The sequence below is a fragment of the Pseudomonas sp. PvP089 genome (assembly GCF_017875165.1).
Taxonomy (GTDB): domain Bacteria; phylum Pseudomonadota; class Gammaproteobacteria; order Pseudomonadales; family Pseudomonadaceae; genus Aquipseudomonas; species Aquipseudomonas fortuita.
In genome coordinates, this window is the sequence record NZ_JAGGME010000001.1 from 1,003,768 (window position 1) to 1,015,693 (window position 11,926).

The window sequence follows — 11,926 nt, forward strand, 5'->3', positions numbered from 1 at the left end:
GAACACGGGCGAAGCCCGTGCCATCCACCTCGCAGCCTGTTTCGCGGGCACGCCCGCTCCTACAGTGAAAGGGGCAACGCCAGCCAAGGGGGCTCAAAATGATGGCATTCGGCCCTTTCATGTTCGCGTGATATCGTTCCCCCTCAGCCACCAGCGCCTGCCAGAGACCCGCCGATGCCCAACATCACCCACCTCCACCCCGGCTTCATGATCGTCCACGGCAACCGCCTCGACGACCTGCGCAGCCTGGTGGTGAGCTGGATGCGTCGCTACCCCTTGGCGCCGCTGGAAAACGAAATTGCCCTGGTGCAAAGCAATGGCATCGCCCAATGGCTCAAACTCGCGCTGGCTGAAGACCCGCAGGCAGATGACCTGGGCGGCTGCGGCATCGCCGCCGCAATCGATGTGCAACTGCCCGGCAGCTTCATGTGGCAGTTGTACCGAAGCGTGCTGGGCCGTGACGAAATTCCCGAGGTTTCCCTGCTCGACAAGGCCCCGCTGACCTGGCGACTGATGCGCCTGCTGCCGGCCCTGATCGAGCGCCCGCATTTCGAGCCGCTGCGGCGCTTCCTCACCGACGACAGTGACCTACGCAAGCGTTACCAGCTCGCCGAGCGCCTGGCTGACCTGTTCGACCAGTACCAGGTCTACCGTGCCGATTGGCTCAAGGACTGGGCTGCGGGCGAGCACATCCTCAACACCGCCCGCGGCGAGCGCAAAGCGCTGCCCCCGGGCAACCGCTGGCAAGCCGAACTGTGGCGTGCGCTGCTGGAGGATGTTGGCCAAGAGGGGATGGCACAGAGCCGCGCCGGCGTGCATCAACGCTTCGTCGAGCGTATCAACAGCTTGCAGCAGGCACCCGCAGGGCTCCCGCCGCGGGTGATCGTGTTCGGTATCTCTTCGCTGCCTGCCCAGGCCCTGGAGGCATTGGCGGGCCTGGCGCGTTTCAGCCAGGTGCTGCTGTGCGTGCACAACCCCTGCCGCCACCACTGGGCCGATATCGTTGCCGACAAGGATCTGCTGCGCCATCAGTACAAGCGCCAGCAGCGCAAGCAGGGCATGCCCCTGCAACTGGACGACCAGTCGCTGCATCAACATGCCCACCCGTTGCTGGCAGCCTGGGGCAAACAAGGTCGCGACTGTATCAACCTGCTCGACAGCTATGACGACCCTGGCAGCTACCAGGGTGTGTTCAGCGATGGCCGCATCGACCTTTTCAGTGACGGTTCGCCCACAACCCTGCTTAACCAACTGCAGGACGACATTCTTGAACTGCGCCCGCTCGCCGAAACCCGCGAGATGTGGCTGCCAGTCGACACGGCGAAGGACCGCTCTGTTCGATTCCACATTGCCCACAGCCCGCAACGTGAAGTGGAGATCCTGCACGACCAACTGCTGGCCCGCTTCAGCGCCGACCCGACGTTGCGCCCGCGTGACGTGATCGTCATGCTGCCGGCTGTCGACACCTATGCGCCTCATATCCGCGCAGTGTTCGGCCAGTTGCACCGCAATGATCCACGCTACATTCCGTTCACCCTCACTGACCAGGGCCAGCGCGGTCGCGAGCCTTTGCTGATCGCCCTCGAACACCTGCTCAAGTTGCCAGACAGCCGCTTTGCGGTCAGCGAAGTACTTGACCTGCTGGACGTCCCGGCAGTCCGCGCCCGCTTCGGTATCCGCGAAAACGAATTGCCCACGCTGCACCGCTGGATCGAGGGCGCAGGTATCCGTTGGGGCATCAACGCCGAGCAGCGGGCCAGCCTGGGCTTGCCCGGCGGGCTTGAACAGAACAGCTGGCGCTTCGGCCTGCGGCGCATGCTGCTGGGCTATGCCGTGGGGGTGGGCGAAGCCTGTGACGGCATCGAACCCTATGATGAAATCGGTGGCCTGGACGCGGCACTGATCGGCCCGCTGGTCGCACTGCTTGATGCGCTCGAAGTGGCCTGCCAGGCCTTGTCCGAGCCTGCGACCGTCAGCGAGTGGGGCGAGCGCCTGCATGCTTTGCTGCAGGTGTTTTTCCTCGCTGAGGGCGAGCGTGACGAGCTCCTGCTGATGCAGCTGCAGGAGCTGCGCGATGGCTGGCTTGAAGTGTGCGAGGCCGTCGGCCTGCAAGACCCGTTGCCGCTCACCGTAGTGCGTGAAGCCTGGCTGTCGGGCCTCGACCAGGGCAAGCTGTCGCAACGCTTCCTCGCCGGCTCGGTGAACTTCTGCACCCTCATGCCTATGCGCGCCATCCCGTTCCGAGTGGTCTGCCTGCTGGGCATGAACGATGGTGATTACCCGCGCGCCCAGCAACCACTGGACTTCGACCTGATGGCCAGCGACTACCGCCCCGGTGACCGCTCACGGCGCGAAGACGATCGTTACCTGTTGCTGGAAGCGCTGCTGTCGGCGCGTGACCAGCTGTACGTCAGCTGGGTCGGGCGCAGTATCCGCGACAACAGCGAGCGACCTGCCTCGGTCCTGGTCGGCCAGTTGCGTGATCACATCGCTGCAGGCTGGCATCTGGCCGGGGCGCAGGAGGGTTCGCCAGCGCAACCGGGCGAGCAACTGCTGCACGCACTGACCCAGGAGCATCCCCTGCAGCCTTTCAGCTCACGCTACTTCCAGAAGGGCAGCCCGTTGTTCAGCTTCGCCCACGAATGGCAGCTGCTGCACCAGCAGGGCGAGGAGGATGAGCAGATTGATACCGGCCTGCCGCCTTATCTTGACGATGAAGCCCTGAGCCTGACCCAGCTCAATGACTTTTTGCGCCACCCGGTGCGGCATTTCTTCAGCCAGCGCTTGAAGGTGTACTTCGAGGCGCTGGAAGCGCCCACTCCGGACGAAGAACCTTTTGTCCTTGATACCCTGCAGCGCTATGGCGCCAGTGAAAGCCTGCTTGGCGCCGCGCTGGCCGAACCGGATAACGCCGAACAGGCCTTGCGGGCCCAGGCCAGGCGCCTTCAGGCCTGTGGTTTGCTGCCGCTGGCCGGTTTCGGCGAGCTGCTGCAAAGCGAGTTGATCGAACCGCTCCCCGACCTGCTGCAACGTCACCAGCAGTTGCTGCAACGCTGGCCGCAGCCGGTCGAGGGCGCCTTGCCGGTGCATTTCAAGCACGGCCAGCACCGCCTCGAAGGCTGGCTGGGGCGGGTCTTCCAGGCGGATGACCAGAGCCTGCTCAGTATCACCACCGTACCCAATACGATCAGCGCAGGGCGCAACAACCTTAAGTGGCACCGCCTGATCGCCCCTTGGGTTACGCACCTGGCGGCCTGTGCGGCGGGCTATTCCTATTACAGTGCCTTGGTAGCCAGCGACCTGACCCTGTTGCTCGCACCGCTGGCGCAACAGCAGGCTGCGCAGCTGTTGGGCGACCTGCTGGTGGCCCGTCAGGCGGCGATGAATGCGCCGTTGCCCGTCGCGGCCAAGACCGCGTTCGCCTGGCTGGCCGAGGACGATGCGGATAAAGCCCTGGCTGCAGCTGCGCGCGCCTACGAAGGCGATGAACGCACCCGTTTCGGCGAGCGAAGTGAGAGCATTGCCTTGGCCCGCCAGTTCCGCGACTTTGCCGCACTCACCGCTGACGAAACCTTTGAAGGCTGGTGCGAAACCTTGTACCGCCCATTGTTCACCGCCCCTTGGCAGACCCTGGGCAACTCGGAGAAAGGCGCATGACCCAGGACCGTCCCCTGGCACTGAGTTTCCCCCTGCACGGCAGCCAGCTGATCGAGGCCAGCGCTGGCACGGGCAAGACCTTCACCATCTCGGCGCTGTACTTGCGCCTGATCCTCGGTCATGGGGGCGAGCAGGGCTTCGCACGCGAGCTGCTGCCACCGCAAATCCTCGTGGTCACCTTCACTGATGCAGCCACCAAAGAGCTGCGCGAACGCATCCGCGCGCGCCTGGCGGAGGCTGCACGGTTCTTCCGTGGCGAACTGGAAGGCGCCGATCCGCTGTTGCACCAACTGCGTGACGATTACCCGCAAGAGGCTTGGCCACGTTGTGCCGGCCGCCTGGAAATCGCCGTGCAGTGGATGGACGAGGCGGCGGTATCGACCATCCACGGCTGGTGCCAGCGCATGCTGCGTGAGCATGCCTTCGACAGCGGCAGCCTGTTCACCCAGACCCTGGAAACCGACCACAGCGAGTTGCTGGGCCAGGTGATGCGCGATTACTGGCGGCGCTTCTGCTATGGCATGCAAGGTGACGCACTGGCCTGGGTGCGTGATAACTGGGGTAGCCCCGATGCTTTGCTGCCGCGCATTCGCCCACTGTTCGGCCGCGTGCGTGCCCAGCAGGATGGGCCAGAGCCAGCCGCATTGATCCAGTCCTCGCTGCAGCAACGTGGCGAACAGTTGGTCAGGCTGAAAGCACCGTGGGCGCAGTGGGCCGAAGAACTGCGGCAGATCTGCCGCGATGCGCTGGCTGCCAAGCAGGTCGATGGCCGCAAGATGCAAGCCCGTTACTTCGAGCCTTGGTTCGACAAGCTCTGCGCCTGGGCCGGGGATGAGCAACGGGTAGAGCTCGACTTGGGCACGGGCTTCACCCGCCTGACCCCGGCGGGCATGGCCGAGGCCTGGAAGGGGGAACCGCCCGAGCACCCGGGCCTGAACGCCATGCAGAGCTTGCAGCAGCAATTGCAGGCCCTGGACAGTCCGGATGCCGCCCTGCTCGAGCACGCGGCCAATTGGGTATCGGCGCGTTTCGAAGTGGAGAAGCGCCGGCGTGCAGAAATGGGCTTCGACGACATGCTCGTGCGCTTGCAGCACGCCCTCGCCAGCGAGGCCGGCGAGCGCCTGGCCAGCCTGATCCGCGAACAGTTCCCGGTAGCCCTGATCGACGAGTTTCAGGATACCGACCCGGTGCAGTACGGCATTTTCGAGCGCATCTACCCTGTCAGCGAAAACCGCGCAGAAACCGGGCTGTTCATGATCGGCGACCCCAAGCAGGCGATCTACGCCTTTCGAGGGGCCGACATCTACACCTACCTTGCTGCCCGGCGCGCCACCAGCGGCCGCCTGCACAGCCTGGACACCAACTACCGGTCCAGCAAGGCCATGGTCGCGGCGGTCAACCAGGTGTTCCTGCAGGCCGAGGCGCGTGAGGCGGGGCGGGGGGCGTTTCTGTTCCGCGAGGCCGATGACAACCCGTTGCCGTTCGTCGAGGTCCGCGCCAAGGGCCGTGGCGAACAGCTGCTGATTGACGGGGTTGCCAGTGCAGCCCTGCACTGCTGGCAGCTGCAAAGCGAAGAACCAGTCTCCAGCAGTGTCTACCGCCAGCAGCTGGCAGCCAGTTGCGCCAGCCATATCGTCGCCTTGCTCAATGGCGGTCAGCAGGGCACGGCGGGCTTCCAGAATGCCGAGGGCGAATTGCGCCCGTGCCTGCCCTCCGACATTGCCATCCTGGTGCGTGACGGGCATGAAGCGCAGATGGTGCGCGCCGAATTGGCCGCACGCGATGTGCGCAGTGTGTACCTGTCAGACAAAGACTCGGTATTCACGGCTCAGGAGGCCCACGATGTGCTGGCCTGGCTCAAGGCCTGCGCCGAGCCAGACTCGGAGCGCCTGCTCAAGGCGGCCCTGGCCAGCCTCACCCTGGGCTTGTCGCTGGTAGCGCTGGACCGCTTGAACCAGGACGAACGGGTCTGGGAAGGCTGGGTCATGCGTTTTCGCCATTATCGCGATACCTGGCAACGCCAAGGCGTGTTGCCCATGCTGCGGCACCTGCTGCATGACTTCGAGCTGCCGCGCACGCTGGTCCGCCGCAGTGATGGCGAGCGTGTCCTGACCAACCTGCTGCACCTGGCCGAGCTGTTGCAGCAGGCGGCGGGTGAGCTGGACGGCGAACAGGCGCTGATCCGCCACCTCGCCGATCACCTGGCCAGTTCCGGGCAGGCCGGTGAAGAGCAGATCCTGCGCCTGGAAAGCGATGAGCAGCTGGTCAAGGTGGTGACCATCCACAAGTCCAAGGGCCTGGAGTATCCCTTGGTCTACCTGCCGTTCATCTGCACCAGCAAGCCGGTGGATGGCAGCCGCCTGCCACTGGCCTGGCATGACAGCGAAGGTAACGCCCACCTCACCCTCACCCCGGACCCGCTACAGATCGAGCGCGCCGATGACGAGCGCCTGGCCGAAGACCTGCGTCTGCTCTACGTAGCCCTGACCCGTGCCCAGCATGCTTGCTGGCTAGGTGTTGCCGACCTCAAGCGCGGTAACCAGAAGACTTCGCAGCTGCACCGCTCGGCTTTTGGCTACCTGCTGGGTGGCGGCCTTGCCCTGGCGGGCTCGGAGCAGCTTGCAGGCTGGTTGCAAGCGTTGGCGTCAACATGCCCGTACATCACCTGCTCGGGCCTGCCGCAGGCTGATGACCGGGTGTATCGCATGCCGCACGCCGAATGTGAGCGTGTGCCCGCACGCAAACCGCGCCGCGCGGCAGCCGAGCATTGGTGGATCGCCTCGTATAGCGCCCTGCGCATCGGCGATCAGACGCTTGTTGCCGACAGCTCGCAGGCACAGCAGTTGCTGGATGACGAAGTGGTCGATGCCCAGATACTGCGAGAGGTACCGGCCGACAGTGGCGATATCCACCGCTTTCCGCGAGGGCCGAACCCTGGCACTTTCCTGCATGGCTTGCTGGAATGGGCCGGCCGGGAGGGCTTCAGCCAGGTCAGCGAAAACCCTCAGCAGATCGAGCGTACCGTGGGCCAGCGCTGTAATCGCCGTGACTGGGCGGGCTGGATTCCCACCCTCAGCCACTGGATGCAACGCCTGCTGGGCGAGACGCTGCCATTGCCGGGCTGTGAAAAGGGCGTGACGCTCGGGCAGTTGCGTCATTACCAGATCGAAATGGAGTTCTGGTTCGCCAGCCACCGGGTCGACACCGAACAACTCGACCGCCTGGTGGCGCGCCACACCCACCCCGGCCTGGCGCGCCCGGCGGCGCAGCCGACCGTGCTCAACGGCATGTTCAAAGGTTTCATCGACCTGGCGTTCGAGCTGGATGGGCGTTACTACGTGACTGACTACAAGTCCAACTGGCTGGGCCCGGATATCCAGGCCTACGACGCCATGGCCATGGAAAAGGCCATTCTCGAGCACCGCTACGACCTGCAGTACGTCTTGTACCTGCTGGCCCTGCACCGCCAGTTGCGCGCTCGCTTGCCGGACTACGATTACGACCGCCATGTTGGCGGTGCATTGTTCATCTTCCTGCGGGGCGCCAGCAGCAGTGGCCACGGTGTGTATCACACCAAGCCACCGCGCGAGCTGATTGAACGCCTTGATGCGCTGTTCCGTGGCGAGCACCCGCCGGCACAGCAAGACCTGTTTGCCGGAGCCGTGATATGAGCCGCGCCAAGAGCCGAAACCTGGTCGACCTGTTGCCCACCCCGTTGCACGCCGAACACCTGCTGGCGCTGGCGCCACAGCATGACAGCGGTGACCTGCTGCAACTGCTCGACCGCTGGGTAGAGCGGGGCTGGCTGCGTGCCCTGGACCGCGCGTTCGTCTCGTTCCTCGAAGAGCGCGCCCCCGGTAGCGACCCCCTGCTATTGCTGGCGGCGGCGCTGGCCAGCCACCAACTGGGCCACGGGCATGTCTGCCTGGACCTGCAACAAACCCTGGCCGAGCCCGATTTTGCATTGTCACTGCCGCCGGAAGGCGACGCCTTGACAGGCCCCTTGCTGCTGCCCTCGCAGTTGCTGGCCGACCTCGATTTGAAGGACTGGCGCCAACGCATCGCCGCCAGCGCGCTGGTGGCTGCCGGCGATACCCCGGGGCAGCAGGCGCGGCCACTGGTGCTCAGCGGTGAGCGCTTGTACCTGCGCCGCTACTGGCGCTACGAGCGGCGCATCGACCAGATCCTGCGCCAGCGCCTGACCCAGGCCGAGGCGCCGCTGGCCGATCTGTCAGGTCGCCTATCGCAACTGTTCGAAGGGGGAGCGCCAGCTGGCCAGGTGGACTGGCAGAAGCTTGCCTGTGCGCTGGCAACCCGTGCCGGTTTCAGCATCATCACCGGTGGCCCCGGCACAGGCAAAACCACTACCGTGGTGCGCCTGCTGGCCTTGCTGCAGGGGCCGGCAGTGGAGCAGGGCAGGCCGCTGCGCATCCGCTTGGCCGCGCCGACCGGCAAGGCTGCTGCGCGCCTGACGGAGTCGATTGGCCAGCAAGTCGAGCGCTTGCAGGTCAGCGCCGAAGTACGTGATCAGATCCCCACTGAAGTCAGCACTGTGCACCGTCTGCTCGGCAGCCGCCCCGGCTCGCGGCACTTTCGCCACCATGCAGGCAACCCGTTGCCGCTGGACGTGCTGGTGGTCGATGAAGCGTCGATGATCGACCTGGAAATGATGGCTAACCTGCTCGACGCCCTGCCACCCCGCGCGCGCCTGGTGCTGCTGGGCGACAAGGACCAGCTGGCTTCGGTCGAGGCCGGTGCGGTGCTGGGCGACCTGTGCCGGGATGCCGAGGGGGGCCACTATTCGTCGGCGACCTCTGCGTGGCTGGAACAGATCAGCGGTGAGTCGCTGGCCGCCAGCGGCCTGAAGGCCGGTGATGAGCAGCGCAACCCGCTGGCCCAGCAATTGGTGATGCTGCGCTTCTCACGGCGCTTCGGGGAAGGCAGCGGTATTGGTCAACTGGCGCGGCTGGTCAACTGCCAGGACTCCCATGCGGCGCGCAACCTGCTGGCCACGCCGCCGGCCGATGTGCACAGCCTTGCCCTCAAGCACGAGCAGGACCGGGCTTTCGACCGCCTGCTACTCGACGGCCTGAACCGCGGTGCCGAAGGCCCGCAAGGCTATCGCAGCTACCTGCGCACACTTGGCCGCTACCGGCCTCCACTCGAAACTGCATTTGACGACCCCGCGTGGGAGCAATGGGCGGGCAAGGTGCTGCACAGCTTCGAGGACTTCCAGTTGCTGTGCGCGGTGCGTCGTGGCGCCTGGGGTGTCGAAGGCCTCAACGAACGGGTGGCGCGGGTGCTGCACGCTGCCGGGCTGATCGATAGCCAGCAGCCCTGGTACGAAGGCCGTCCGGTGCTGGTGACCCGCAACGACTACGGGCTGGGGCTGATGAACGGCGACATCGGTATTGCCCTGCGCCTGCCGGACGAGCGTGGTGAGCCGCTGCTGCGGGTGGCCTTCCCGCGTAACGACGGCAGTGGTGGTGTGCGTTTCGTGCTGCCGAGCCGGCTCAATGAAGTGGAAACGGTATTCGCCATGACCGTGCACAAGTCCCAGGGCTCGGAGTTCAGCCACACCGCCCTGGTGCTGCCGGATGCGCTCAACCCGGTGCTGACCAAGGAACTGGTGTACACCGGCATCACCCGGGCCAAGCACTGCTTCAGCCTGGTCGAGCCACGCCAGGGCATTTTCGAAGAAGCGGTGGCGCGCAAGGTGCGGCGTATTTCCGGGTTGATGCTCGAACAGGTGTAAGACCGCGAGGCCCTAGCGCTGGCTTGCCGGCGAAAGGGCCATCAATCCCGATACATGAGGGGCTCCTTCCTACAACGATGCGGCCATGTGCTATCGTTGCGCCGATAGCGGTAAGGACTTTAAGAGATTTCCCACATGAACGTGGCCGCAAGGCGAGTGACAAGCTGTGCGCTTTCGCTACTGCTGGCCGGCCTGTTCTATTGCGCAGACCCTGCCCGGGCAGACCCCGGCACAACCGCCGCCCAGGCGCAGCAACGTGCAAAGGCCGTCACCCAGGTGGTCCTGGGCATCTTCAGTTACGCCCGCTGGCCCGTCGAACCCTCACCCTTGCGTTTGTGCCTGGTCGGCCCGACCGAGTACGCCGATGACCTGATCAAAGGCCATGTTCAGGAGTCCGGGCGCCCGCTGCAGGTGCGGCGCCTGCTGGCAGAAGACACCCAGGTCGCCCAGGCCTGCGATGCCATCTACATCGGCAAACTCGACCAAGGCCAGCGCGACCGGCTGTTCGAGCGCGTCAGCGGCCACCCGGTACTGAGCATCAGCGAAGCGAACGACCCGTGCACGGTTGGTAGCCTGTTCTGCCTGCGGGTCAGCGATCAGCAGGTGGCCTTTGACGTCAACCTCGACTCGGTGGCGCGTTCCGGCGTACGCATCCACCCCAGTGTGCTGCAATTGTCGCGGCGCCGGGCGGTGCAGCCATGAAGCCGACCCGCAAGCATGGCGTGCGCCCAACCCTGCGTTCGGTGCTTGGGCGTGGCCACCTCAGCGTTGCCTTGCTCGCCGTGGGCCTGGCCGGTATTTCACTTACCCTGCTGGGCGTGCTGGCCTTGCGTGTCTATGCCAATCACAACCTGCACCTGATCGCCCGTTCGATCAGCTACACCGTGGAAGCGGCGGTGGTATTCGATGACAGTGCCGCAGCCAATGAATCGCTGGTGCTGATCGCCAGCAAAGAGGAGGTGGCCGAGGCCAAGGTCTTCAACGACGAAGGCGAGCTGCTGGCGCACTGGCAACGGGGCGATACGGGCATGCTCGCCAAGCTTGAAGTGCAGGTTGCCACCGCCTTGCTGGATGAACCGATCAACCTGCCGATCCTGCACCAGCAGCAGCAGGTCGGGCACATCGAACTGGTTGGCCAGGGCCGTAGCCTGTTGCTGTTCCTGCTGAGTGGCTTGGCCGGCATCCTGTTCTGCACAATACTCAGTGCCTTGGCTGCGCAATACCTGTCGCGGCGCCTGCTCAGCGATATCGTCCGCCCGCTGCGTGGCTTGGCCAGCGTCGCCCACGCCGCCCGCCGCGAGCGCAGTTTTGACCGGCGCGTGCCGGAAGCGGGGATTGCAGAACTCAACGAACTGGGCAACGACTTCAATGCCTTGCTCGACGAACTCGAGGTATGGCACAGCCACCTGCAGAACGAAAACCAGACCCTGGCGCACCAGGCCAGTCACGACAGCCTGACCGGCCTGCCCAACCGCGCCTTCTTCGAGGGGCGGCTGAGCCGTAGCGTGCGTAACGCGGCGCGGCAGCAGGAACACTTGGCGCTGCTGTTCCTCGACAGCGACCACTTCAAGCAGATCAACGACACGCTCGGCCATGCCGTGGGCGACGAAGTGCTGATCAGCGTGGCCGACCGCGTGCGGGCCCAGCTGCGCGAACACGACCTGGTGGCACGCTTGGGCGGTGATGAGTTCGCGGTGCTGCTGACGCCTTTGCAGTCGCGCGAGGACGCCGAGCACATTGCCGAAAAGATCATTGCCAGCATGCAGCTGCCCGTGCAGTTGGACAGTGGCCGCAGTATCGCCACCTCACTGAGTGTCGGTATTGCCTATTACCCGGATGACGGCGCTGACCCCGCCAGTCTTCTCAATGCCGCCGATGCGGCGATGTACCAGGCCAAGCGCAAGCGCCGTGGCCATTGGCAAGTGGCGCAGACGGAACGGTCCGCCAGTGAAATCAAGAACAGGAGTTGAACACGTGATACACGCTTTACGCTTTTCCCTTTGGACCTTGTTACTCGCCGTGCTGGCGCTGACCGGTTGCCAGAGCGCACCCCCCAAGGGCCTTACCCCAGAACAGATTGCCGTACTCAAGCGCGAAGGGTTTACCCCGACCGATGAAGGCTGGGCTTACGACTTGTCTGGCAAGGTGCTGTTCGGCAGCGATCTGGACGGCCTCAATGGCCAGAGCCAGGCGATTGTCGAACGCATTGGCAAGGCGTTGCTTGGCGTTGGCATCCAGGGCGTACGGGTGGATGGCCATGCCGATTCGTCGGGCAAAGCGGCGTACAACCAGCAGCTGTCCGAGCGCCGCGCGCAGAGCGTGACCAGGGCGCTGGTCGGGGTTGGCATGCAGGCGCAGAACATCCAGAGCCGCGGCCTGGGCAGCACACAACCGGTGGCGGACAACCGTACCAGTGCGGGGCGCACCGAGAACCGTCGGGTGTCGATCGTGGTGGCGTCCTACTGACCGCTGTCCGCTGAGCTATCACACTTCTTTGTATGAGCAGCCTTGTGC

At 65.0% G+C, this 11,926-nt stretch carries 6 protein-coding genes; all 6 read left to right on the forward strand.

Annotated features, from left to right (window positions below):
* Positions 1-174: 174 nt before the first annotated feature.
* The 6 genes from recC (at position 175) to J3A71_RS04620 (ending at position 11,878) form a co-directional block, all read left to right on the forward strand.
* Entirely contained in the window at positions 175-3,657 is a 3,483-nt protein-coding gene (recC, locus tag J3A71_RS04595; RefSeq protein WP_096426762.1) for an exodeoxyribonuclease V subunit gamma, read from the forward strand.
* The gene (gene recB / locus J3A71_RS04600) at positions 3,654-7,328 is read left to right on the forward strand and encodes an exodeoxyribonuclease V subunit beta (RefSeq protein WP_096426761.1); all 3,675 of its coding nucleotides are present in this window, start codon (positions 3,654-3,656) and stop codon (positions 7,326-7,328) included. The genes recC and recB overlap by 4 nt, the downstream gene beginning before the upstream one ends.
* Positions 7,325-9,412: an exodeoxyribonuclease V subunit alpha gene (gene recD, locus J3A71_RS04605; RefSeq protein ID WP_096426760.1), complete on the forward strand. Its 2,088-nt coding sequence runs from the start codon at positions 7,325-7,327 to the stop codon at positions 9,410-9,412. Before recB ends, recD begins: the two co-directional genes overlap by 4 nt.
* Before the next feature lie 135 nt (positions 9,413-9,547).
* Positions 9,548-10,114, forward strand: coding sequence for a YfiR family protein (locus J3A71_RS04610; RefSeq protein ID WP_016489130.1), 567 nt, complete (start codon positions 9,548-9,550; stop codon positions 10,112-10,114).
* Positions 10,111-11,382, forward strand: coding sequence for a diguanylate cyclase (locus J3A71_RS04615; RefSeq protein WP_023046901.1), 1,272 nt, complete (start codon positions 10,111-10,113; stop codon positions 11,380-11,382). The genes J3A71_RS04610 and J3A71_RS04615 overlap by 4 nt, the downstream gene beginning before the upstream one ends.
* Before the next feature lie 4 nt (positions 11,383-11,386).
* Positions 11,387-11,878 carry an OmpA family protein gene (locus J3A71_RS04620; RefSeq protein ID WP_016489128.1) on the forward strand — a complete coding sequence of 164 codons (492 nt, stop codon included), beginning with the start codon at positions 11,387-11,389 and terminating at the stop codon, positions 11,876-11,878.
* The last annotated feature ends 48 nt before the right edge of the window (positions 11,879-11,926 follow it).